Source organism: Actinomadura sp. 9N215, from assembly GCF_044326345.1.
Taxonomy (GTDB): domain Bacteria; phylum Actinomycetota; class Actinomycetes; order Streptosporangiales; family Streptosporangiaceae; genus Spirillospora.
In genome coordinates this window covers 84,098-107,822 of the sequence record NZ_JBIRBA010000019.1, presented here as the reverse complement: position 1 = coordinate 107,822, position 23,725 = coordinate 84,098, and the positions used below count along the sequence as shown (strand labels likewise).

Genomic DNA, 23,725 nt, shown 5'->3' with positions numbered 1-23,725 from the left:
ACTTCCAGGACGGCACGGAGAGGAGCCAACGATGGACCTGCTCGGCGCGACGGGCGGCCCGGTGCGGGTCGCGGGACGCGGGCTGCCGCGCGACGAGCTGCTCGGCTGGGCGTCGGCCGTGGCCGCCGAGATCCGGGGCGCGGACGCCGTCGCCGTCCACGCCACGGCGTCGCTGGAGACGGTCGCGGCGGTCGTCGGCGGGCTCCTCGCGGGCGTCCCGGTCGTGCCGGTCCCGCCCGACTCCGGCCCGGCCGAACGCGCGCACATCCTCGGCGACTCCGGCGCGGACCTCCTCCTCGCCGCCCGCGACGCGACCGCGCCGGCGGACGGCGAACCGCCCCTCATCCCCGTCGACGCCCTCCCGCACGACGGCGAGACCGAGACCGAGCCCGACTCCGACGCGACCGCGCTGATCCTCTACACGAGCGGGACGACCGGCGCGCCGAAGGGCGTGCTGATCTCGCGCGGCGCGATCGCCGCCGGGCTGGACGCGCTCGCCGACGCCTGGGCGTGGACCCCGGACGACGTCCTCGTCCACGGCCTGCCCCTGTTCCATGTGCACGGGCTCGTGCTCGGCGTCCTCGGGGCGTTGCGGGTGGGGTCGCCGCTGGTGCACACGGGACGTCCCAAGCCCGACGCCTACGCCGCCGCAGCGCGGAACGACGGCGGGAGCCTGTTCTTCGGCGTCCCCACCGTCTGGTCGAGGACGGCGGCGGACCCGTCCGCCGCGCAGGCCCTCCGCAGCGCGCGGCTCCTCGTCTCCGGCAGCGCACCGCTGCCGGTGCCCGTCTTCGAGCGGCTCACCGAGCTCACCGGGCACCGTCCGGTCGAGCGCTACGGCATGACGGAGACGCTCATCACCGTCAGCGCCCGCGCCGACGGCGACCGGCGCCCCGGGTACGTCGGCACGCCGCTGCCCGGCGTCGAGACCCGCCTCGCCGCCGAGGACGGCGGCGAGGTCCCCCCGGACGGCGAGACGCCCGGCGAGCTGCACGTCCGCGCCCCGCTGCTGTTCAAGGGCTACCTCAACCGCCCCGGCGCCACCGCGGAGTCGTTCACCGGGGACGGCTGGTTCCGCACCGGCGACATCGCGACCGTCGGACCGGACGGCTGGCACCGCATCGTCGGCCGCGCCTCCACCGACCTGATCAAGAGCGGCGGCTACCGGATCGGCGCGGGCGAGATCGAGAACGCGCTGCTCGCGCACCCGGACGTCCGGGAGGCCGCCGTCGTCGGCACCCCGCACGACGACCTCGGCGAGCAGGTCACCGCGTACGTCGTCGCCGACGGCGTCGCGGCGCCGCAGCTGGCCGACTTCGTGGCGGAGCGGCTGTCGGTCCACAAGCGCCCCCGCGTGGTGCACCTGGTCGAGTCGCTGCCGCGCAACGCCATGGGCAAGGTCGTCAAGACCCGCCTGGGCGACCTCACGTCCTAGGGAGGCTTCCCCCATGCGCCTCGTGACGAACGCCCGCCTCGCGGGACGGGACGGGCCGCACGACATCGAGATCGACGGCGCCCGCTTCGGCCGCGTCGCGCCCGCCGGGCAGCTCGCCGGCGAGGAGTGGATCGACGCGACCGGCTGCCTCGTGAGCCCGCCGTTCGTCGAGCCGCACGTCCACCTCGACACGGCGCTGACCGCCGGGGAGCCGCGCTGGAACGCGTCCGGCTCGCTGTGGGAGGGCATCGCCGTGTGGAGCGAGCGCAAGGCGGCCCTCACCCGCGACGACGTCGTGTCCCGCGCGTCGGAGGTGCTGCGCTGGTACGCGGCGAACGGCGTGCTGCACGTCCGCAGCCACGTGGACGTTACCGACCCCGGGCTCGTCGCGCTGGACGCGATGCTCGACGTCCGCGACCGGGTCGCCGACGTCATCGGGCTGCAGCTCGTCGCGTTCCCGCAGGAGGGCGTCCGCTCGTTCGACGACGGCGCCGGGCTGCTGGAGGAGGCCGCCCGCCGCGGCGTGGACGCGATCGGCGCCATCCCGCACTTCGAGGACACCCGCGAGGACGGCGTCCGCTCCCTGGAGATCGCGTTCGACATCGCGCAGCGGCACGGCCTCGCCCTGGACGCCCACTGCGACGAGATCGACGACGAGCAGTCCCGGTTCGTGGAGGTGCTGGCCGCGCTCGCCCGGCGCGGCGGGCTCCGCGACCGCGCGACCGCGTCGCACACCACGGCGATGGGCTCCTACGGCGGCGCCTACTCCGCCAAGCTCCAGCGGATCATGGCCCGGTCCGGCGCGAACCTCGTCTGCAACCCGCTCGCCAACCTGTCGCTGCAGGGCCGCTTCGACGGCTACCCGAAGCGGCGCGGGCTCACCCAGGTCAAGGAGATGCTCGCGGCCGGGGTGAACGTCGCGTTCGGGCACGACGACGTCATGGACCCGTTCTTCCCGCTCGGCACCGCGTTCCCACTCCAGGTCGCGCTGGTCGGCGTCGCCGCCGCGCAGCTCACCGCCCCCGCCGAGATCGACGAGGCGTTCGCCATGGTGACCGGGCGGGCCGCGCGCGTCCTCGGGCTCGGCGACCGGTACGGCGTCGAGACCGGACGCCCGGCGAGCCTCGTCGTGCTGCCCGCCGCGTCGCCGCTGGACGCCGTCCGGCGGCAGACCCGGCCGAGCCACGTCGTCGCGCACGGCCGCCTCGTCGCCGAGACGCCGGCCGCCGCGACCCGGCTGACCTGGCCCGGACGGGCGCCGGAGACCGTCGACTTCGCCCGCCCGCGCACCACGCCCTAGGAGAGCAGCCCGCCCAGGCCTTAGGGGAGCAGCCCGCACAGGCCCTAGGGGAGCAGCCCGCCCAGGACGGGACCGACGAGCGCCCGCGCCGCCGCCTCGTCCGGGGCCGGGCCGTCGGCGCCCACGGTGTAGTAGCGCAGGAACCCCTGCTGGAAGCAGGCGCCCATGAGCAGCGCCGCGACGGCGCCGGTGTCGGCGTCCGCGGCGACGCGGCCGAGGTCGCGTTCGGCGTCCAGGTACCGGGTGAGCGCGGCGACCGGCTCGTGCGGGCCCGCGTCGTACTTGCGGAGCGCTTCGCGGGACGCGGCCATCAGCCGGGGCTGCGCCGCCATCGAGGCCATCATCGGGAAGCTCTGCTGGTAGAAGTGGACGCCGCCGCCGACGACCGCCACGAGGTTGGACTCCACGGTGCCCTCGCCGGGGACGCCCCTGGACACGAACGCGGGCATGCGCTCCTTGAGCACGCGCAGCATCAGCTCCTCCTTGTCGCGGAAGTGCTTGTAGAGCAGCGCCTCGGAGTACCCGGCGGCCTTCGCGATCTCCTTGGTCGTGGCGGCGGCCGCCCCGCGCCGGCGCATGATGTCGGCCGCCGCGTCCAGGATCCGTTCCCGCGCGCTCAACGAAACCGCCCCCTTGACAGGTGAGTGAACACTAACCATCCTAGGGGTTAGTAAGCACTCACTCACCCATGGGGGAACGCGATGAAGCTCACGATCTTCGGGGCGACCGGAGGGACCGGGGTCCGGCTCGTCCGGCGCGCGCTGGCCGCCGGGCACGAGGTCACCGCCGTCGTCCGCGACCCGGCCGGGCTGCCCGCCGAACTGCGCGGCGGCGCCGACGTCGTCGAGGCCGACGTCATGGACCCCGCCGCGATCGAGACGGCCGTCAAGGGCCGCGACGCCGTCGTCTCCGCGCTCGGCTCCCGCGAGATCCGGAACCCGACGACCGTCTGCGCGGACGCCACCCGGAGCATCGTCACCGCCATGACCGCCGCCGGGACGGACCGGCTCGTCCTCGTCAGCGCGTCCGCGATCCGGGCGGGGCGCGGCGACGACCCGCTCACCCGGTTCGTGGTCAAGCCGCTCGTCCTGCAGCGGATCCTCAGGCACACGCTCGCCGACATGCGCGCCGCCGAGGACGCCGTCCGCGGCTCCGGGCTCGACTGGACGATCGTCCGCCCGCCCCGCCTCACCGACCGTCCGGGCAACGGCCGCTACCGCAGGGCCGTCGACCGCAACGTCCTCGGCGGCGCGACGATCAGCCGCAGCGACCTCGCCGCCGCCCTGCTCGACGTCGCGGCCGACGCGTCCGCCGTCCGGCACGTGATCGGCGTCAGCGCCTGACCCCGCCCGCCCCCGCATGACACCTGTCACACCGATCGGCTGACAGGCGCCGCCGGAACCGGTGATACGCGCTTCTACCGGCGGGCGCGCCCGGATCGCGACGCTGGGGGCATGGAAACGAACCCACCCATCCGCGTCGAAGGGCTCCGCCAGCGGTACGGGGACTTCGAGGCCGTCGCCGGGATCTCCTTCGAGGTCGGGACGGGCGAGCTGTTCGCGCTCCTCGGCACGAACGGCGCAGGCAAGACGACGACGCTCGAAACCCTGGAGGGGCACCGGGCCGTCCACGAGGGGACGGTCCGGGTCCTCGGGCACGACCCGCACCGCGAGCGCGGCGCCGTCCGCCCCCGGATCGGCATCATGCTGCAGGAGGGCGGCTTCTTCGCCGACCTCACCGTCGCCGAGACCGTCGAGCACTGGCGCCGCTTCACCCCCGAGCCCCGCGACCGGGACGAGGCCGTCGCCCTCGCCGGCCTCACCGAGAAGGCGGACGTGCGGGTGCGGCAGCTGTCCGGCGGCCAGAAGCGCCGCCTCGACCTCGCGCTCGCGCTGCTCGGGCGTCCCGCCGTCCTGTTCCTGGACGAGCCCACGACCGGCATGGACCCCGAGGCCAGGCACGCCACCTGGAAGATCGTCCGGGACGTCGTCGCGGGCGGCGCCACCGTCCTGCTCACCACCCACTACCTGGAGGAGGCCGAGCGGCTCGCCGACCGGCTCGCCATCCTGCACCGCGGCCGGATCGAGACGTCCGGGACGGTCGCCGACGTCGTCGCCGGGCACGGCGACCGCATCACCTTCCAGATGCCCGGCTGCGTCCAGGTCGCCGAGCTGCCCGCCCTGCGCGGCGCCCGCGCCGACATCACCGTCGACGGCGGCCGCACCACCGCGTCCTACACCGTCACCGGCCCCGGCCTTCAGGCGGGCCTGTACGACCTGCTGCGCTGGGCCGACGAGGAACGCGTCCGGCTGGACGGCCTGGAGGCCCGCAGCGCCTCCCTCGAAGACGTCTTCCTCCGTACCGCCGCCGAAGGAGCCACCCGATGAGCCTCTCCGCGATCTCCCTTCCGCCCCTGCTGCGCGTCTCCCGCCTCGACCTCACCCTCCTGTGGCGCAACAGGACGTCCCTGGTCACCGTCGTCGGCCTGCCGCTGGTGTTCGCGGGGATGCTCGTCCCGATGAAGGGCATCGACATGGGAGGCGTGGACGCCGCGCTCCTGCAGGGCACCGGCCACCTCGCCTTCTTCCTCGTCTTCGCCATCCTGATGAACCTCGTCACCGTGTTCACCGCCCGCCGCGAGGACCTCACCCTCAAACGGCTCCGCGGCACCGCCCTGTCGGACGCGGAGATCACCGGTGGCAGCGTCCTCACCGCGATCGGGATGTACGCCGTCCAGGCGCTGGCGCTGCTCGTCGTGCTCGGCGTCGCCCTCGGCGGACGGTTCCCCGCCGACCCGGTCCTCGTCCTGGCGGGCCTCGCCGGCGGTGTCGCCGTCTTCGCCGCCCTGGCGTTCGCGCTGTCCGGCGTCAGCCCGACCGCCGAGCTGGCGCAGGTCACCGTCCTGCCGATCATGTTCGGCTGCCTGCTCGGCGGCGGGGTCATGTTCCCGCTGGACGACCTGCCCGGCTGGCTCGCCCAGATCTGCCGGTTCACGCCCCTCAGCCCCGTCGTGGAGATCACCAGGACGGGCTACTTCGGGCAGGACTTCCACGCCCGCTCCGCGCACCCGTCCGTCGGTGTCCTGGAAGGCTGGCGCGCGTGCCTGCCGTCGTTCGCCGTCCTCGGGGGCTGGGTCGCGCTCGGCCGCGTGCTCGCTGCCCGCTGCTTCCGCTGGGAGCCCCGGCACGCCTGATGAAGGGTGCCGAACCGGTTACAGTGCGACACGAGGAGGAGGCGGGACATGACGGTCGCGACGACGGCGGACCTCGAAGCGCGTGACACCCGCAGGCTGGAGCGCTACCAGCGGGTCACCTACCGCTCGTTCCTCTGCGCCGCCGTGGGCTTCGTCGGGCCGGGCCTCGCCGGACTCGGCATGGCCTACGCCGACGGCGGCGCGGGCGTCCCCGTCGTCGTCGCGGCGCTCGCGGGACTCGCCCTGCTCAGCTGGTACTACGCCCGCCTCGTCAAGGCGGGGCTGGCGGGCGGGGCGTCCCGCCGCGACGTCGTCCTCAGCGGGGCCGTCACGGCCGCGCTGAGCCTGATGATCCTGACCAGCCCGATGTTCACCATCGTCCCGGTCTTCTGGCTGTCCGCGCTGGGCCTGTCACCGATGAGCCGAAGGCGGGTCGCCGTCCTGTGCGTCGCCACCGGGGTGTTCTGCTCGGTGATCACCACCGTCGCCGCGGAACGCCACTTCCCGGACGGCGGCCTGCCCTGGTACCTCCTGCTCCCGACGATGTTCGCGCTCTACACCGCGGCCTGCGGCATCGTCGTGTTCGTCAACGGCTACCAGCGCCGCATGTGGGACATGCACCGGGAGACCCACGCGGCCCGCGACGCCCTCGCCCGCCTCGCCGTCACCGAGGAACGGCTCCGCTTCTCCCGCGACCTGCACGACCTCCTCGGCCACAGCCTCTCCCTCATCGCGGTGAAGAGCGAGCTGGCCATGCGCATGGCGGCCACCGACCCCGGCCGCGCCGGCGCCGAGATGGCCGACGTCCGCCGCACCGCGCGCGAGGCGCTGCGCGAGGTGCGGTCCGCCGTCAGCGGGTACCGCGCCGTCGAGCTGGACGCCGAGCTGGCCGGGGCCCGCGCCGTGCTGGAGGCCGCCGGGATCCGCTGCGAGATCGGCGACCCGCCGGACACGCTGCCGCCCGAGGTCCGCTCGGTGCTGGGCTGGGTCATCCGGGAGGGCGCCACCAACGTGATCAAGCACAGCGGGGCGCGGCGCTGCGCCGTCACCCTCACCGCCTACGACGGGTCCGTGGTGCTGGAGATGCGCAACGACGGCGTCCACGGGGACGGCGACGGAAACGGCTCCGGCCTCACCGGCCTCGCCGAACGCGTGGCCGTCGCCGGCGGCGAGATCACGTCCGGACGCCACGGCCGCGACGGCTTCCTGCTGCGCGCCGCCGTCCCGCTCCCCGCCCCGGAGGAGGCCCCCGCCCCCGCGGAACCGGTCGCCGGGAGGACGGCGTGATCCGCGTCCTGCTGGCCGACGACGAGCAGCTCATCCGCGGCGCCGTCGCCGCCCTGCTCGGCCTGGAACCCGACCTGGACGTCGTCGCCGAGGTCGGCCGCGGGGACGAGGTCGCCGCCGCGGTCGCCGCGCACGCCCCGGACGTCGCCGTCCTCGACATCGAGATGCCCGGCGCGGACGGCCTCACCGTCGCCGAACGGCTCACCGCGTCCGGCGCCCGCTGCGCGATCTGCATCCTGACGAGCTTCGGCCGCCCCGGCTACCTGCGCCGCGCCATGGCCGCCGGCGTCCGCGGCTTCGTCGCCAAGGACGCCCCCACCCAGGAGCTCGCCGCCGCCATCCGCAAGATCCACGACGGCGGCCGCTACCTGGACGCCGAGCTCGCCGCCACAGCCATGGCGGCGGGCGACAACCCCCTCACCGACCGCGAACGCGAGGTCCTCCGCCTCACCGGCACCGGCGCCGAGACCGCCCGCATCGCGGCGCGGCTGCACCTGTCCGAGGGCACCGTCCGCAACTACCTCTCGACCGCCATGACCAAGCTCGGCGAGTCCAACCGGCTCGCCGCCGTCCGCGCCGCCCAGGACATGGGCTGGATCTGAGGCCCGTTAGTCTGGTCGGCGTGATTGAGCCTCTCGTAACGCGGATGCAGGAGTTCGGCGAGACGATCTTCGCCGAGATGTCGGCCCTCGCGGTCCGCACCGGCGCGATCAATCTGGGCCAGGGCTTCCCCGACGAGGACGGCCCGAAGGGCGTGCTCGACACGGCCGTCGAGGCGATCCGCACGGGCGCGAACCAGTACCCGCCCGGTCCTGGCCTGCCAGAACTCCGCGAGGCGGTGTCGGCGCAGCGGCTCGCGCGGTACGGGCTGTCGTACGACCCGGCGACCGAGGTGTTCGTCACCGTGGGCGCGACCGAGGGCATCGCCGCGTCGGTGCTGGCCCTGACCGGGCCCGGCGACGAGGTCATCGTCTTCGAGCCGTACTACGACTCCTACGCCGCCGTGATCGCGCTGGCCGGGGCGGTGCGGAGGCCCGTCACGCTGCGTCCGGCGGAAGGGCGCTTCACGTTCGACCCCGACGAACTGCGCGCGGCCGTCGGCCCCCGCACCCGGGCGATCCTGGTGAACTCGCCGCACAACCCGGCCGGGACCGTGTTCACCCGCGCCGAGCTGGAGGCCGTCGCCGACGTCTGCCGCGAGCACGACCTCGTCGCGATCACCGACGAGGTGTACGAGTACCTGACGTTCGACGACGCCGAGCACATCCCCCTCGCCACCCTGGACGGCATGCGCGAGCGGACGGTGTCGGTGTCGTCCGCAGGCAAGTCGTTCTCCGTCACCGGGTGGAAGACCGGATGGGTGACGGCGCCCGCGCCGTACGTCAGGGCCGTCCAGACGGTGAAGCAGTTCCTCACCTACGCGGTCAGCGCCCCCTACCAGCGGGCCGCCGCGTACGCGCTGGCCAACGAGATCCCGTGGGTGGAGGAGCTGCGCAAGTCGCTGCAGGCCAAGCGCGACCGCCTCATCACCGGGCTTGAGGCCGCCGGGTTCAGCACGTACCGGCCGCAGGGCACGTACTTCGTCCAGGCCGACATCCGGCCGCTGGGCTTCACCGACGGAATGGCGCTCGCGCGGGCGCTGCCGGAGAAGGCGGGGGTCGTCGCGATCCCGACGCAGGTGTTCTACGACCACGCCGAGGCGGGCGCGCACTTCGTCCGCTTCGCGTTCTGCAAGAAGGACGAGGTCATCGACGAGGCCGTGGAGCGCCTTGCCCGCCTCCGCTGATCGGCGCGGATTGCCGAAGCGGCGGCGCTCGTTGGGCGGATTTCGCCCATGAGCGCGGCGTCCGGCGGGGCTAGCGTTCGGCCTGTGAGCTGGAACGGCGGGGGCGAGCTCGACGGCGAGCGGATCCTGATCGCGCTCGGCGGCAACGCCATGACCGCCCCGGACGGCAGCGCCGCGCCGGACGCGCAGGCGGCGGCGATCGAGTCGGCGATGGGGCCGGTGGCGGACCTGGTCGCGGCGGGCGCGCGGGTCGCGCTCACGCACGGGAACGGGCCGCAGGTCGGCAACCTGCTGATCAAGAACCAGCTGGCGGCGGGCGTGGTGCCGCCGGTCCCGCTGGACTGGTGCGGCGCGCAGACCCAGGCCACCGTCGGAGTGATGATCATGAATGCGCTGGAGCGGGCGCTGGCGGCGCGGGGCGCGGGGCGTCCGGTGTCCACGGTCGTGACGCGGACGCTGGTGGACGCGTCCGACCCCGGTTTCGCCGCCCCCGCCAAGCCGATCGGCCGCTACTTCCCGGAGGCGGACGCGCGCCGGGCCATGGCGCGCGGCGAGGTGTGGCGGCGGTTCGGGGAGCGGGGCTGGCGGCGCGTCGTCGCGTCGCCGGAGCCGCTGGAGATCCTGGACGCCGGCGCGGCCGCGGCGCTGCTGGACGCCGGGCACGTCGTCGTCGCGGCGGGCGGCGGGGGAGTGCCCGTGGCCCGCGTGGACGGGACGCTCCGCGGCGTCGAGGCCGTCGTCGACAAGGACCTGGCGGCGCAGCTGCTGGCGCGGCGGCTCGCCGCGACCGTCCTGGTCATCGCGACGGACGTGGAGTACGCGATGGCCGGATTCGGGACGCCGGCGGCGCGTCCGCTACGCCGCACGACCACCGGCGAACTGGCGGAGCTGGCCGCGGCCGGGCATTTCGCCGGCGGCAGCATGGGCCCGAAGGTGGAGGCGGTGCGCCGGTTCGTCGCGTCCGGCGGGCGGCGCGCGGCGATCACGTCGCTGGCCAGGCTCGGCGACGCCGCGCACGGCGACGCCGGGACGATCATCGAGGCGTGACCGGGGTAGAGAGCCGACAGAGACAGCTGAGGAGCGATGACGTGCCCGATCCGATCGAAGTCCGCAAGATCCCCATCGAGAGCGTGACCGACGCGTCCGGGCTGGCCCGGCTGATCGACGACGGCGTCCTGGACGCCGACCGGGTCCTCGCCGTCGTCGGCAAGACCGAGGGCAACGGCGGCGTGAACGACTACACGCGGCTGCTCGCCGACCGCGCGTTCCGCGAGGTGCTGATCGCCAGGGGGACCCGCCCGGCGGACGAGGTCGGACGCGTCCCGCTGGTGTGGTCGGGCGGCACCGACGGCGTCCTCAGCCCGCACGCCACCGTGTTCGCCACCGTCGACCCCGCGTCCGTGCCGAGGTCGGACGAGCCGCGCCTGTCCGTCGGCGTCGCGATGAGCGAGATCATCCGGCCGGAGGACATCGGCCGTCCCGCGATGGTCGAGACCGTCGCGGCGGGTGTCCGCGAGGCGATGAAGACCGCCGGGATCGACGACCCGGCCGACGTCCACTACGTCCAGACGAAGACGCCGCTGCTGACGCTCGACACCATCAACGACGCCAAGGCGCGCGGGCACGACGTCGTCACCGAGGACACCCTCAAGTCGATGGACGTCTCCAACTCGACGACCGCGCTCGGCATCGCCGTCGCGCTCGGCGAGATCGAGCCGCCGTCCGCGGCCCAGATCCACAAGGACCTGTCGCTGTACTCGTCGGTGGCGTCGTGCTCGTCGGGCGTGGAGCTGGACCGGGCGCAGATCGTCGTCGTCGGCAACGTGCGCGGCATCGGCGGCCGGTACCGCGCCGGGCACGGTGTGATGAAGGACGCGCTCGACGCCGACGGCATCTGGGACGCCATCGCCTCGACCGGCCTCGGCCTGCCCGACCGTCCGCGCGCGTCCGACCTGGGCGACCGGCTCGTCAACGTGTTCGTCAAGTGCGAGGCCGACCCGGGCGGCTCGGTCCGGGGCCGCCGCAACATCATGCTGGACGACTCCGACGTGCACTGGCACCGCCAGATCAAGGCGTGCGTCGGCGGCGTCGCGGCGTCCGTCACCGGCGATCCGGCGGTGTTCGTCTCGGTCGCGGCCGTGCATCAGGGGCCGTCCGGGGGCGGCACCGTCGCGGCGATCGCCGACCTCGGCTGACGCCGTCGGAACGGAGAGTATCCGGATAGCCACCCACGGCGGTCGCCGGAGGATATAGCCTTCCTGCCGTGTCCGGACTGACCATTCCCGAACCGCAGTTCCCGGGGGACGACGGCGGCGCCGACCCGCGGCTCTGCGAGGCGCTCGCCGGGTACGCGGCCGGGCGCGTCGCCGCGCACGTGGTCCTGCGGCGGCTGCGGGGGGCGCGGCTGCTGGTGCCGATCGTCGCCGTCCTCACCGAAGAGGAAGACGTGGCGCCGGGCGAGCTGCGCCGGGAGAAGTCGAGCGACATGGCGCTGCCCACGCTGGTCGGCGACGACGGGCGGCGCGGCGTGCTCGGCTTCACCTGCGCCGAGACGATGCGGGCGTGGCGGGCGGACGCCCGTCCCGTCGCCGTCCGCGCGGGCGAGGCGTGCCGCGCCGCGCTGGACGAGGGCGCCGACGCCCTGGTCGTGGACGTCGCGGGCCCCGTCCCGTTCGCCGTGGACGGCCTGCGCCTGCACCTGCTCGCCGAGGGCCGTCCCGTCCCGCCGCCGCACGAGGACCCGGACGTCCTCGCCGCCGTCGAGGCCGCGTTCGGCTCCGACCAGTCGGTCAGCGGCGTCCGCGTCACCGAGGGCGAGTCGACGGAGCTGGCCGTCCGGTTCGCCGTCGTCGCCGGGCACGACGAGCGCCGCACCGTGCAGCGCGTGTCCGACCGGCTCGCGGAGCTGCTGCGCGGGCACATCGTCGGCGGCGTCGAGCTGAGCGTCATCCGGCGCGCCTGAAAATACGCTGGCGCCCGCCGCGCGTGCTCGCCAGGCTGGGTCGATGCTGACCATGCAGGACGCCCTGATCCGGCTCACCGGCTACTGGGCGGGGCACGGCTGCCTCGTCGCGCAGCCGATGAACACCGAGGTCGGCGCGGGCACGCTCAACCCGTCCACCGCGCTGCGCGTCCTCGGCCCCGAGCCGTGGCGGGTCGCGTACGCCGAGCCGAGCGTCCGCCCCGACGACGCGCGGTACGGCGACAACCCGAACCGGTTGCAGACCCACACCCAGTTCCAGGTGATCCTCAAACCGGAGCCGGGCGACGCGCAGGATCTCTACCTCGGCAGCCTCGCCGCGCTCGGCGTCGACCTGCGCGCCCACGACGTCCGGTTCGTCGAGGACGACTGGGCGTCGCCCGCGCTCGGCGCGTGGGGGCTCGGCTGGGAGGTCTGGCTGGACGGCCTGGAGATCACCCAGTTCACGTACTTCCAGCAGTCGGGCGGCCTGACCCTCGACCCGGTCTCGGTCGAGATCACGTACGGGATGGAGCGCATCCTGATGGCGCTCCAGGGCGTCTCCCACTTCAAGGACATCGCGTACGCGCCTCGGGGGTGGTGGGGCGCAGCCAAGGGGGCGGAACAGAGCATCTCTTATGGGGAGGCGTTCGGGCAAGCCGAGTACGAGATGAGCCGCTACTACCTGGACGACGCCGACATCGCGGCGAACCGGGAGCTGTTCGAGGCGTACGCGGCGGAGGCGCGCCGGATGCTGGACGCCCGCCTGCCCGTCCCCGCCCACACCTGCGTGCTGAAGTGCTCGCACACGTTCAACGTCCTGGACGCGCGCGGCGCGATCGGCACGACGGAGCGGGCCCGCGCGTTCGCGCGGATGCGGGGCCTCGCGCACGAGGTCGCCGCGCTGTGGGTGGAGCGCCGCGCCGAGCTCGGGCACCCGCTGGGCGACGCGGCGACCCGTCCGGCCGCCGTCGCCGCCGTCGCGCCCGCGCTGCCGGAACTCGCGGCGGCGGGCACGTTCGCGCTGGAGATCGGGGTCGAGGAGCTGCCGCCGCACGAGGTCGCCCGGACGGCCGACGACGTCGCGGAGCGCCTGCTGGCCGGGCTGGAGCGGACGGGCCTGGTCACGGACGCGTCCTCGCTCGACGCGTGCGCGACGCCGCGCCGGATCATCGTGCTCGTCCGCGACCTGGAGCCCCGCGAGCCCGACACCGAGCAGGTCGTGAAGGGGCCGCGTCTCGCCGCCGCCTACGACGCGTCCGGGGAGCCGACGCGGGCGCTGCTGGGGTTCGCGCGCGGGCAGGGCATCGACGTGGCGGACGTCCAGAGGGTCACCGTGTCGGGCGGTGAGTACGCGGGACGCGTCAGGAGGGTGGCGGGGCGTCCGGCGGCCGAGGTCCTGGCCGGGCTGCTCCCGGAGATCGTGACCGGGCTGCGCGCGGGGAAGAACATGCGGTGGAACGCGCCGGGCCTGTCGTTCGCCCGCCCGATCCGCTGGCTGCTCGCGCTGCTGGACGGCCACGAGATCCCGTTCACGGTCTCCGGCCTGACGGCGGGCCGGGTCACGCGCGTCCACCGGACGGCGAGCGAGCCGCGCGTCGAGATCCCGGACGCGTCGTCGCTGGTCACGGCGCTGCGCGAGCACGGCATCGAGCCCGTCGCGTCCCGCCGCCGGACCCGGATCATCGAGGACGCGACCGCACTCGCCCGCCGCCACGGCGGCGCCGTCGACCACGACGCGGAGCACGGCCTCGTCGAGGAGATCGTCGACCTCGTGGAGGAGCCCGTCGCCATCCTGGGCTCGTTCGACGAGAAGTACCTGGACCTGCCCGAGGAGATCCTCACCACGGTCATGCGCAAGCACCAGCGGTACCTGCCGGTGCGCGCGTCCGCGAACCGTCTCCTTCCGCATTTCGTCACGGTCGCCAATGGCGAATGCGACCGCGACGCCGTCCGGGCCGGGAACGAGGCCGTCCTCCGCGCGCGCTACGAGGACGCCTCGTTCTTCTTCCGCCAGGACCTGCGGAGCACGCCCGAGCAGATCAAGGAGGGCCTCGGCAGGCTCACGTTCACCGAACGCCTCGGCTCGATGGCCGACCGGTCGTCCCGCATCGCCGCGATCGCCGCCGAACTGGCCGGACGGCTCGACCTCACCGCCGAGGAGCGGACGACGCTCGGCCGCGCCGCCGCGCTGGCGAAGTTCGACCTGGCGTCCGCCATGGTCATCGAGCTGCCGAGCCTCGCCGGGACGATGGCCCGCGAGTACGCGCGCCGCGCCGGGGAGGACGAGGTCGTCGCGCAGGCCCTCCACGAGATGGAACTGCCCCGCGCGGCCGGGGACGCGCTCCCCGCCACCGCCGCCGGTGCGCTCCTCGCCGTCGCCGACCGGCTCGACCTGCTCGCGGGCCTGTTCGCCGTCGGATCCGCGCCGACGGGCAGTTCCGACCCGTTCGGCCTGCGGCGCGCCGCGCTCGCGCTGACCGCGATCTTGCGCACCGTCCTCCAGCTCGCGCCCGTCACCGTCGAGGACGGCCTGGCCGTCGCCGCCCGTCAGCAGCCGGTCGACGTCGCCCCGGACGCGCTCGCCGAGGCGGAACGGTTCGTCGCGCGGCGCCTGGAGCAGAACCTCCTGGACGAGGGCCATCCCGTGCACGTCGTCCGGGCGGTCCTGCCGCACGCGGGCACCCCGGCCCGCGCCGCGCAGGCCGCCGCCGACCTGGGCAGACTGCTCCGCTCCTCACGGTTCGAGCAGCTCACGACCGCGTTGCAGCGCGTGCTGCGCATCGTCCCGGACGAGACACCCGCCGGCTACGACACCGCGCTGTTCGCCGAACCGGCCGAACGCGCCCTGCACGCCGCGTTCACCGCCGTCCAGGCCGAACTCCCCGGCGACCCGTCGCTGCCGGAGTTCGCCGCCGCGGCGACCGCCCTCATCGCCCCGATCGACGCCTACTTCGACGACGTCATGGTCATGGCCGAGGACCCGGCCCTGCGCGCCAACCGCCTCGGCTTCCTCGCCGCCGTCAGGGACCGCGTCGCGTCCGTCCTCGACTGGCGCGAGATCGCCTAGAACCAGGTGATCGGCAGGCCATGGGAGGGGCCTTCGCCGAGGACCCTCCGGTTCCCGTCCGGCCACGTCCGCAGCGCCACGACCTGGACGGATTCGAGGCGCGAACCGTCGCGGGCCTCGAACGTCAGGTAGGCGATGGGGGAGTCCCCGGTCGCGGCCGCCCCCGCGTTCTCCACGTGCCGGACGACGAGCGCCGCCTCGTCCTCGGACATGTACGGCTGCATCGACGAATGCCACACGACCGTCACCGCGCCCGGCGCCGGGGCGAGGCCGTCCAGGAACTCGGCGGCGCCCGCCCGCACGACCGTCGCCGGGACCCGCGCGGCCACCTCGAACGCCGCCCGCAGCCGTTCGACCCGCGCCGTCTGGTCGGGCCACACGTACGACAGCAGCCGCAGCCGAGCCTCCGGCGAGGCGGGATCCAGCGGCGCCAGGTCGCAGCCGCGCCGCTCCACGACAGTGAGCGGGACGCTCGGCGGGAGCGCGCCGCGCCAGGCGTCCGGCAGCACGACCGGCGAATCCGGGCTGTCGAGCGGAGCTCGTCCGTTGACTGGCGGTGGGTGGGGGCTGGAGGACGGTCCATAGCCGCCGCGCTCGTGCAGGATCCGGAACCGATCGGCCCGCAGGTTCAGCCCCGCGCTAGCGCCGATCTCCAGCAGCCTGACCGGCAGACCGGTGGCCGCGACGACGGTGAGCAGCCCGCCGACCAGCGGCGCCGCCCGCCCGACCTCGTTCGTCTGCGGCGGGTCGGCGAGCCCCGCGCTGACCTCTGCCGCGTGCTCGACCAGCACGTCCCGGAACGCGGGCCAGGCGTCCAGGGGGTCCTTGGTCCCGCCCGCGGTCGGATAGTGGGCCGCGAGGTCGGACGCGCGCCCTTCCAGGACGATCCGGTGCACCGTCCCCAGCATCCCGAGGACGAAGCCGATCTCCGTCCGCTCCCCGAGCACCTCCGCGACGATCCCGCCGGGGTCGTCCGCGGCCCGCGCCAGCAGCTCCGCGTACATGGGCGACCCCAGCTCGGCGCACGCCCGGGCCTGCCCCAGCAATTGCTCCCTCACCTGCTCTCTCACCGCCCCCACCTCCGTCGACGAGCCTCTCAGATGGCGGACGCCGTCACGGGCGGCGGCGCGGACTCAATAGGATCAGGGGCATGCTGCGCTGGTTGACCGCGGGGGAGTCCCATGGCCAGGCCCTGACCGCGATCGTGGAGGGCCTGCCCGCCGGTGTGCGCGTCACCTCGGGCGACATCGCCGAGGAGCTGCGCCGCCGGCGGCTCGGCCACGGGCGGGGCGCCCGGATGAAGTTCGAGCAGGACCAGGTGACGATCGTCGGCGGCGTCCGGCACGGGGTGACGCAGGGCGGCCCGGTCGCGATCGAGGTCGGCAACACCGAGTGGCCCAAGTGGGAGACGGTCATGTCGGCCGATCCCGTGGACGCCGCCGTCCTGGAGGCCCAGGCGCGGAATGCGCCGCTGTCGCAGCCGCGGCCCGGCCACGCCGATCTCGTCGGCATGCAGAAGTACGGCTTCGACGACGCGCGGCCCGTCCTGGAGCGGGCGAGCGCGCGGGAGACGGCGGCGCGGGTCGCGCTCGGCACGGTCGCCAAGGCGTTCCTCAAGCAGGCCCTCGGCGTGGACGTCCTCAGCCACGTGATCGCGCTCGGCGAGGTCGAGGCCCCGGCCGGCGTCCTGCCCGAGCCCGGCGACCTCGCCCGCGTGGACGAGAGCCCGGTCCGCTGCCTCGACGCGGACGCGTCCGCCGCGATGATCGCCCACATCGACGAGACGAAGCGGGCCGGCGACACGCTCGGCGGCGTCGTCGAGGTCCTCGCCTACGGGCTGCCGCCCGGGCTCGGCAGCCACGTCCACTGGGACCGGCGGCTCGACTCGCGGCTGGCCGGGGCGCTGATGGGCATCCAGGCGATCAAGGGCGTGGAGCTCGGCGACGGGTTCACCACCGCGCGCCGTCCCGGGTCCCGGGCGCACGACGAGATCGACGGCACGCCAGACGGCGTCCGCCGCCGGACGAACCGCGCCGGCGGCGTCGAGGGCGGCATGACGACCGGCGAGGCGCTGCGCGTCCGGGCCGCGATGAAGCCGATCTCGACCGTCCCGCGCCGCCTCGACACCATCGACGTGCGGACCGGCGAGCCCGCCAAGGCGATCAACCAGCGCAGCGACGTCACCGCCGTGCCCGCCGCCGGCGTCGTCGCGGAGGCGATGGTCGCGCTCGTCCTCGCGGACGCGGCGCTGGAGAAGTTCGGCGGCGACTCCGCCGAGGAGACCGCCCGCAACCTGCGGGGATACCTGTCCTCGCTGACGATCAAATGAGTGAACTGGATCCGCTGAGCATGCGACCGAAGGCAGTCATCATCGGCCCGCCCGGCTCGGGCAAGACCACGATCGGCGCGGCGCTCGCCGGCCGGCTCGGCGTGCCGCTGCGCGACACCGACGCCGACGTCGAGTCCGCGGCGGGCAAGCCGATCGGCGAGATCTTCGTCGACGACGGCGAGGACCGGTTCCGCGAGCTGGAGCGCGCGGCCGTCGCGGCGGCGCTCGCCGGGCACGAGGGCGTCGTCGCGCTCGGCGGCGGCGCGGTCCTGGCGGCGGAGACGCAGGACCTGCTCGGCGGGCACACCGTCGTGTACCTGCGGGTCGGGCTGTCCGAGGCGATCAAGCGGGTGGGTCTCGCGTCGGCGCGGCCGCTGCTCGTCCTGAACCCGCGCAGCCAGATGCGCAAGCTCCTGGAGGAGCGCCTGCCGATCTACGAGCGGCTCGGCACGATCCAGGTCGACACCGACGGCCGCGACCCCGCCGACATCGTCGAAGAGATCACGAAAGCGCTGGAGACCGCGTGACGCAGTCCCGTGTCCGCGTGGGCGGTCCCGACCCGTACGACGTCGTCATCGGGACGGGCGTCCTCGGCGAGCTGCCCCGCATGGTCGGCGAACGCGCGCGGACGGTCGCCGTCGTCCACGCCGAGGGCCTCCCGGAGATCGCCCGGCCCGTGTGCGGCGCGCTTGAGCAGGCCGGATACACCGTCCACCCGCTGCCCGTCCCGGACGGGGAGGCGGCCAAGGAGACCGGTGTCCTCGCCGGGCTCTGGTCGTCGTTCGCCCGGCACGGCATGACCCGGACGGACGCCGTCGTCGGCGTCGGCGGCGGCGCGACCACCGACCTCGCCGGGTTCGCGGCGGCGTCGTGGCTGCGCGGCGTCCCGGCCGTGCTCGTCCCGACGACGCTGCTCGGCATGGTGGACGCGGCCGTCGGCGGCAAGACCGGCATCAACATCCCCGAGGGCAAGAACCTCGTCGGCGCGTTCCACCCGCCCGCCGGCGTGCTGTGCGAGCTGACCACGCTGATCACGATGCCGCGCGAGGACTACATCAGCGGACTCGCCGAGATCGTCAAGGCCGGTTTCATCGCCGACCCGAAGATCCTGGAGCTGGTCGAGGACGACCCGGCGGGCGCCGCGTCCCCGGACGGCCCGCACACCCGCGAGCTGGTCGAACGCGCCGTCCAGGTGAAGGCGGACGTGGTGTCCGCCGACCTCAGGGAGAGCGGGCTCCGCGAGATCCTCAACTACGGGCACACCCTCGCGCACGCCATCGAGAAGGCCGAGGACTACCGGTTCCGGCACGGCCACGCCGTAGCCATTGGCATGGTGTACGCGGCGGAGCTGGCCCGCCTCGCCGGGCGGCTGCCCGCCGACGTCGTCCAGCGGCACCGGGACATCCTGACGTCCGTCGGCCTCCCGGTGTCCTACGCCGCCGACTGGCCGGGCCTGCGCGCCACGATGACCATCGACAAGAAGTCGCGCGGCTCGACGCTGCGGTTCGTCGTCCTGGACGCCGTCGCCGAGCCCGGCCGCCTCGAAGGCCCGGACGAGGCCCTCCTCGCCGCCGCCTACCGGGAGATCTCACGATGAGCCGCGTCCTCGTCCTGAACGGGCCCAACCTGCGCCGCCTCGGCGTCCGCGAACCCGACGTGTACGGGACGACGACCCTCGACGACATCGCGGCCATGTGCCGCGACACCGGCCGCCGGCTCGGCCTGAGCGTGGAGTTCCGGCAGACCGACGACGAGGCCGAGATGCTGCGCTGGGTGCACGAGGCGGCCGACGACCGGGTCCCGCTGGTGGTGAACCCGGCCGCGTTCACGCACTACTCGTACGCGCTGCGCGACGCCCTCGCCCAGCGGACCGCGCCGCTCGTCGAGGTCCACATCACGAACCCGGCGACCCGCGAGGAGTTCCGGCACACGTCGGTCGTCGCGGGCGTCGCCACGGGCACGATCGCCGGGTTCGGCGCGATGTCGTACGTCCTGGCCCTTCAGGCCATCGCCGAACTCCTCGCCGAGAAGCCCTAGCCGCGCTGGCCTTCGGGGCCGCTAGTCGTCCCCGACGGCCTGGCGAGTCAGGTCCTTGAGTTCGGCGACGACGTCGTCCAGCGGCGCGACGTCGCGGTGCGCGCGGCACAGGATCGTCGCGCCCTCCACGGCGGCGACGATCAGGCGGGCGAGCCGGGCGGCGCGGTCGTCGGGGACGCCCGCGTTGCCGAGCCCGGTGGCGAGGGTGTCCTGCCAGCGGTCGAACGCCGCCGCCGCGGCCGCGGCGAGCTGCGGGGCGTCGTCGTGGCACTCCACGGTGACGGCGACGACCGGGCAGCCGGCGCGGAACTCGCTCCTGATCAGGACCTGCCGCCACCAGCCGACGAAGGCGTCCACGGCGGACGCGGCGTCCCCGCCCTCGGTGGCGGCGAGGATGCCGGCGTTGAGGAAGTCGCCCGCGTAGCGGACGGCCTCCTCGGCGAGCTGCGCCTTCCCGTCCGGGAAGTGGTGGTAGATCGACCCGCGCGGCGCGCCGCTGTGCGCGATGACGTCGCGGAACCCGGTGCCGCTGTAACCGCGCTCGCGGAAGAGGTAGGCGGCGCTGCGCACCATGCGTTCCCGGCTGTCGGTCCCCATGCCCCGATTATGACATTCATCATAGGCAGTGCGCATTGACCATGACATCCGTCATAGAGAAGATCGTCTATGACGGACGTCATACCGAAGAGGGGTGCGGGCATGGGGACCACGACCGGCCTCGACCAGCTCAAGGAGCTGCTCGACAGGGGCATGGAGAAGGGCTACGGCATCGGCGCCCTGCTCGGCATGACCGCCGAGGCCCTGGAGCCGGGACGGGTGGTCTTCGCCCTCACGCCGCGCTCCGACTTCAGCAACCCGCTGGGCACCGTCCATGGCGGCATCATGTCCACGCTGCTCGACTCGGCGATGGGCTGCGCCGTGCACACCTCGCTGCCGGACGGCGCGGGCTACACGACGCTGGAGCTGAGCGTGAACTTCGTCCGTCCGGTGCCGCTGGAGGGCGGACGGCTGGTCTGCGAGGGCACGACCGTCCATGTCGGACGCAAGCTCGCCACGGCCGAGGGACGGATCCGCAACGAGAACGGCAAGCTCGTCGCGCACGGAACCACCACCTGCATGGTCTTCCCGCCCCCTACCCGCGAGTAAGGTCGCCTCAGGGCACGGACGAAGGAGACCCTCGTGATCGACCTCCAGCGCGACGGAGACGTGTACGTCCTGCGGTTCGACGCCGGCGAGAACCGCTTCGGCCCCGAGTTCCTCGGCGCCGTCGAGGACGCGCTCGCCACCGTGGAGAAGAACGACGGTCCTGGCGCCCTCGTCACCGTCGGCACCGGCAAGTTCTACTCCAACGGCCTAGACCTCGACTGGCTAGGCGCCAACCCGGACAGCCTTGAGGACTATTTGCGTCGCGTCCACGGCCTCTACGCGCGGATCCTGTCGCTGCCGATGCCGACCGTCGCAGCGCTCAACGGGCACGCGTTCGCCGCCGGCGCGATGCTCGCGCTCGCGCACGACTTCGCCGTCATGCGGGCGGACCGCGGCTACTTCTGCCTGCCCGAGGTCGACCTCGGGATGAGCTTCACGCCGGGCATGGACGCCCTGATCCGGGCGCGCCTGCCGAAGGCCACCGCGCACGAGGCGATGCTCACCGGCCGCCGGTACCCGGCCGAGGAGGCCGTGGCGGCCGGGATCGTCCGGCGCGCCGCCGCCGAGGACGAGGTCCTGCCCGCCGCCGTCGAGCTGGCCGCGTCCCTGGCGGGCAAGGACGGCCGGGTCGTGGCGAAGATCCGCACCGCCATGTACCGGACGGCGCTGGACGCCCTGAACGGCCCGGCCCTGGGCTGACACCCGTCCGGCCCAGGCCCCCGCACCCGGCCCCAGGCCCCAGCCCCGGCCCGGCGCGTGCCCGCGTCGCCGCCGTAGGTTACCGTCGACTGGAATCAGATTCGGTTCATTGAGGGGAACGCCGATGCGCATCGGGATGTCGCTCAGCTACTCGGACGCCGGCTTCAGGCAGACCGTCGATGAGCTGGCCGACTACGAGAAGGCCGGCCTCGACATCGTGTTCGTCGCGGAGGCGTACAGCTTCGACGCGGTCAGCCAGCTCGGCTACATCGCCGCCAAGACCGAGCGGCTGGAGATCGCGTCCGGGATCCTGCAGCTCTACACCCGGACGCCGACGCTGACGGCGATGACCGCCGCCGGGCTCGACTTCGTGTCGGAGGGCCGGTTCACGCTCGGCATCGGCGCGTCCGGGCCGCAGGTCATCGAGGGGTTCCACGGCGTCCCCTACACCGCGCCGCTCGGCCGCACCCGCGAGATCATCGAGATCTGCCGGAAGGTGTGGCGGCGGGAGCGGCTGGAGCACGACGGCAGGCACTACACGCTGCCGCTGCCCGCCGGGCAGGGCACCGGGCTCGGGAAGCCGCTGAAGCTCATCAACCATCCCGTGCGCGCCGACATCCCGATCCTCGTCGCCGCGATCGGCCCGAAGAACGTCGAGCTGACCGCCGAGGTCGCCAACGGCTGGGAGCCGATCTTCTACATGCCGGAGAAGGCGAAGGACGTGTGGGGCGCGGCCCTCGCCGCCGGCCGGGCCCGCCGCGACCCCGCCCTGGGCGAGCTGGACGTCGTCGGCCAGGCCGCCCTCGCCATCGGCGACGACGTCCAGGGGTTCCTGGAGTTCGGCCGCCCGATGGCCGCGCTCTACATCGGCGGCATGGGCTCCAAGGACAGGAACTTCTACAACGACCTGGCCCGCCGGTACGGCTTCGAGCGGGAGGCGGAGGAGATCCAGGACCTCTACCTCGCCGGGAAGAAGGACGAGGCCGCCGCCAAGGTCCCGCACGAGCTGCTGGAGAAGATGTCGCTCATCGGCCCCGAGGGGCACGTCCGGGAGCGGCTCGCCGCGATGAAGGAGTCCGGGGTCACGACGCTCAACGTGTCCCCGGTCGCGGGCGACCACAAGGGCCGCCTCGCCCTGATCGAGAAGGTCAAGGAGATGGCCGCCGACCTGTAGCCGCGGCGCGAGCCGCACGGCGGTCGGGCAACGGGGCGGCCGGGCAACGGGCGGCGTGCCGCAGGCGCCCCGGCACGCCGCCCGCCCGGCATGGCTCAATACCGCCGAACACGCTAGCCCGCCACCGGGCATGAAGTCGAGCGTTCTTCATGTTTTGTGATCCCGTCGAGACGGCCTCCCCGCGGCCCCGGACCGTGATCTAGAGTCTGACCATGGGGGAGACACACATCGCCCGCCGCCGCCGGCTGGCCGCGCTCGTCGCCGGACGCGGCGCGGGCGCCCTGCTGGTGACCAGGCTCGTCAACGTCCGCTACCTGACCGGTCTCGACAGCTCCCGCGCCGCGCTGCTCGTCCCCGCCGACGGCCCGGCCGTGCTCGCCACCGACAACCGGTACGCCGGGACGGCCGAACAGGTCTGCCCCGAACTCCCCATCGTCGTCGGCCGGTTCGTGGCGGAGGCGCTGACGGCCCGCGCCGCCGCCGACGGCCACGGCCCGCTCGGCTTCGAGGCCCACGACCTCACCGTCGAGCACCACACCGCCCTCGCCGGGCAGGCCGAGGTCGAGCTGACGCCGCTCGGCCACCTGGTCGAGGAGCTCCGCCTGGTCAAGGACGAGGAGGAGATCGCGCTGCTGCGGGAGGCGTGCGCCATCAGCGACCGTGCGTTCGCGTCCGTCCTCCCCGAGATCCGCGCCGGGGTCACCGAGCGGGCCGTCGCGGTCGCGCTCGAACGCGCGATGGTCGACTTCGGGGCCGAGCGCGCCGCGTTCGAGTCGATCGTCGCGTCCGGGCCGAACGGCGCCGTCCCGCACCACCATCCCGGCGGCCGCGAGCTCCAGCCCGGCGACCTCGTCACCCTGGACTTCGGCGCCCTGTACGGCGGCTACCACGCCGACATGACCCGCACCGTCGCGATCGGCGAGCCCGCCGGCTGGCAGCGCGACGTCTACGACCTCGTCCACCGCGCCCAGCTGGCGGCGGTCGCCGCCGCCCGCCCCGGCGCGGAGACCAAGGCCGTCGACGCCGCCGCCCGCGACGTCATCAAGGACGCCGGGCACGGCGACGCGTTCACCCACGGGCTCGGGCACGGCGTCGGCCTGGAGATCCACGAGGCTCCGCTCATGGGGTACGACAAGACCGGTAAGCTGATGGACCGGGTCCCGATCACGGCGGAGCCGGGGGTCTACCTCACCGGCCGCGGCGGGGTCCGCATCGAGGACACGCTGGTGGTCCGTCCGGGCGGCCCGGAGATCCTCACCACCACCACCAAGGACCTGCTCGTCCTCTAGGCGCGCGGGCCCGCGACCGGG

23 protein-coding genes are annotated in these 23,725 nt (G+C 74.2%); 20 read left to right on the top strand and 3 right to left on the bottom strand.

From position 1 onward, the window contains the following. The first annotated feature begins 31 nt into the window (after positions 1-31). Together ACH34T_RS28420 and codA are read left to right on the top strand one after the other, a co-directional pair. Entirely contained in the window at positions 32-1,435 is a 1,404-nt protein-coding gene (locus ACH34T_RS28420) for an acyl-CoA synthetase (protein WP_396023988.1), read from the top strand. 13 nt (positions 1,436-1,448) lie between these two features. Continuing rightward, positions 1,449-2,735: a cytosine deaminase gene (codA, locus tag ACH34T_RS28415; RefSeq protein WP_396023987.1), complete on the top strand. Its 1,287-nt coding sequence runs from the start codon at positions 1,449-1,451 to the stop codon at positions 2,733-2,735. A gap of 44 nt (positions 2,736-2,779) precedes the next feature. Here codA and ACH34T_RS28410 read toward each other — a convergent pair whose 3' ends face one another. Then, positions 2,780-3,355 carry a TetR/AcrR family transcriptional regulator gene (locus ACH34T_RS28410; protein WP_396023986.1) on the bottom strand — a complete coding sequence of 192 codons (576 nt, stop codon included), beginning with the start codon at positions 3,353-3,355 and terminating at the stop codon, positions 2,780-2,782. 81 nt (positions 3,356-3,436) lie between these two features. Here ACH34T_RS28410 and ACH34T_RS28405 point away from each other — a divergent pair, with 81 nt between their 5' ends. The 10 genes from ACH34T_RS28405 (at position 3,437) to ACH34T_RS28360 (ending at position 15,030) form a co-directional block, all read left to right on the top strand. After that, on the top strand, positions 3,437-4,078 hold the full coding sequence (locus tag ACH34T_RS28405) for an NAD(P)-dependent oxidoreductase (RefSeq protein ID WP_396023985.1): 642 nt from the start codon (positions 3,437-3,439) through the stop codon (positions 4,076-4,078). A gap of 111 nt (positions 4,079-4,189) precedes the next feature. Beyond that, positions 4,190-5,122, top strand: coding sequence for an ABC transporter ATP-binding protein (locus ACH34T_RS28400; protein WP_396023984.1), 933 nt, complete (start codon positions 4,190-4,192; stop codon positions 5,120-5,122). After that, positions 5,119-5,928: an ABC transporter permease gene (locus ACH34T_RS28395; protein ID WP_396023983.1), complete on the top strand. Its 810-nt coding sequence runs from the start codon at positions 5,119-5,121 to the stop codon at positions 5,926-5,928. The genes ACH34T_RS28400 and ACH34T_RS28395 overlap by 4 nt, the downstream gene beginning before the upstream one ends. Before the next feature lie 48 nt (positions 5,929-5,976). Next, on the top strand, positions 5,977-7,215 hold the full coding sequence (locus ACH34T_RS28390; protein WP_396023982.1) for a sensor histidine kinase: 1,239 nt from the start codon (positions 5,977-5,979) through the stop codon (positions 7,213-7,215). Continuing rightward, positions 7,212-7,817: a response regulator gene (locus tag ACH34T_RS28385; protein ID WP_396023981.1), complete on the top strand. Its 606-nt coding sequence runs from the start codon at positions 7,212-7,214 to the stop codon at positions 7,815-7,817. Before ACH34T_RS28390 ends, ACH34T_RS28385 begins: the two co-directional genes overlap by 4 nt. A gap of 20 nt (positions 7,818-7,837) precedes the next feature. Further along, the gene (locus tag ACH34T_RS28380; protein ID WP_396023980.1) at positions 7,838-9,001 is read left to right on the top strand and encodes a pyridoxal phosphate-dependent aminotransferase; all 1,164 of its coding nucleotides are present in this window, start codon (positions 7,838-7,840) and stop codon (positions 8,999-9,001) included. Between the two features lie 84 nt (positions 9,002-9,085). After that, positions 9,086-10,048, top strand: a complete 963-nt coding sequence (locus tag ACH34T_RS28375; protein WP_396023979.1) for a carbamate kinase — start codon at positions 9,086-9,088, stop codon at positions 10,046-10,048. Positions 10,049-10,089: 41 nt separating this feature from the next. Next, positions 10,090-11,196 carry a ring-opening amidohydrolase gene (locus ACH34T_RS28370; RefSeq protein ID WP_396023978.1) on the top strand — a complete coding sequence of 369 codons (1,107 nt, stop codon included), beginning with the start codon at positions 10,090-10,092 and terminating at the stop codon, positions 11,194-11,196. Between the two features lie 68 nt (positions 11,197-11,264). Further along, positions 11,265-11,963, top strand: a complete 699-nt coding sequence (locus ACH34T_RS28365; protein ID WP_396023977.1) for an SseB family protein — start codon at positions 11,265-11,267, stop codon at positions 11,961-11,963. Positions 11,964-12,006: 43 nt separating this feature from the next. Continuing rightward, positions 12,007-15,030, top strand: a complete 3,024-nt coding sequence (locus tag ACH34T_RS28360; RefSeq protein ID WP_396023976.1) for a glycine--tRNA ligase — start codon at positions 12,007-12,009, stop codon at positions 15,028-15,030. Here ACH34T_RS28360 and ACH34T_RS28355 read toward each other — a convergent pair. Continuing rightward, positions 15,027-16,100 carry a DUF2332 domain-containing protein gene (locus ACH34T_RS28355; protein ID WP_396023975.1) on the bottom strand — a complete coding sequence of 358 codons (1,074 nt, stop codon included), beginning with the start codon at positions 16,098-16,100 and terminating at the stop codon, positions 15,027-15,029. The genes ACH34T_RS28360 and ACH34T_RS28355 overlap by 4 nt on opposite strands. Before the next feature lie 80 nt (positions 16,101-16,180). Between ACH34T_RS28355 and aroC the strand changes: the two genes are divergently transcribed. From aroC to aroQ, 4 genes are read left to right on the top strand one after another with little or no spacing between them, the layout of a single operon-like run. Further along, positions 16,181-17,359 (top strand): chorismate synthase, encoded by a 1,179-nt coding sequence (gene aroC, locus ACH34T_RS28350; protein ID WP_396023974.1) that lies wholly within the window; start codon positions 16,181-16,183, stop codon positions 17,357-17,359. 14 nt (positions 17,360-17,373) lie between these two features. Then, a complete protein-coding gene (locus ACH34T_RS28345) occupies positions 17,374-17,886 on the top strand; it encodes a shikimate kinase (RefSeq protein ID WP_396024068.1) in 513 nt (170 codons plus the stop codon). After that, the gene (gene aroB / locus ACH34T_RS28340) at positions 17,883-18,956 is read left to right on the top strand and encodes a 3-dehydroquinate synthase (RefSeq protein ID WP_396023973.1); all 1,074 of its coding nucleotides are present in this window, start codon (positions 17,883-17,885) and stop codon (positions 18,954-18,956) included. Before ACH34T_RS28345 ends, aroB begins: the two co-directional genes overlap by 4 nt. Then, positions 18,953-19,396: a type II 3-dehydroquinate dehydratase gene (gene aroQ, locus ACH34T_RS28335; RefSeq protein ID WP_396023972.1), complete on the top strand. Its 444-nt coding sequence runs from the start codon at positions 18,953-18,955 to the stop codon at positions 19,394-19,396. Before aroB ends, aroQ begins: the two co-directional genes overlap by 4 nt. Positions 19,397-19,417: 21 nt before the next feature. On the opposite strand, the gene ACH34T_RS28330 is transcribed toward aroQ, so the two are convergent. Then, positions 19,418-19,993, bottom strand: a complete 576-nt coding sequence (locus tag ACH34T_RS28330; RefSeq protein WP_396023971.1) for a TetR/AcrR family transcriptional regulator — start codon at positions 19,991-19,993, stop codon at positions 19,418-19,420. A gap of 102 nt (positions 19,994-20,095) precedes the next feature. Between ACH34T_RS28330 and ACH34T_RS28325 the strand changes: the two genes are divergently transcribed. The 4 genes from ACH34T_RS28325 to ACH34T_RS28310 all read left to right on the top strand — a co-directional run bounded on the left by ACH34T_RS28325 (position 20,096) and on the right by ACH34T_RS28310 (position 23,704). Then, complete coding sequence (locus tag ACH34T_RS28325; protein ID WP_396023970.1) at positions 20,096-20,542, top strand: PaaI family thioesterase; 447 nt, start codon at positions 20,096-20,098, stop codon at positions 20,540-20,542. A gap of 33 nt (positions 20,543-20,575) precedes the next feature. Beyond that, positions 20,576-21,241 (top strand): enoyl-CoA hydratase-related protein, encoded by a 666-nt coding sequence (locus ACH34T_RS28320; RefSeq protein ID WP_396023969.1) that lies wholly within the window; start codon positions 20,576-20,578, stop codon positions 21,239-21,241. Between the two features lie 124 nt (positions 21,242-21,365). After that, entirely contained in the window at positions 21,366-22,415 is a 1,050-nt protein-coding gene (locus tag ACH34T_RS28315) for an LLM class F420-dependent oxidoreductase (RefSeq protein ID WP_396023968.1), read from the top strand. A 212-nt stretch (positions 22,416-22,627) separates the two neighbouring features. Then, positions 22,628-23,704: a M24 family metallopeptidase gene (locus ACH34T_RS28310; protein ID WP_396023967.1), complete on the top strand. Its 1,077-nt coding sequence runs from the start codon at positions 22,628-22,630 to the stop codon at positions 23,702-23,704. Positions 23,705-23,725 lie beyond the last annotated feature (21 nt).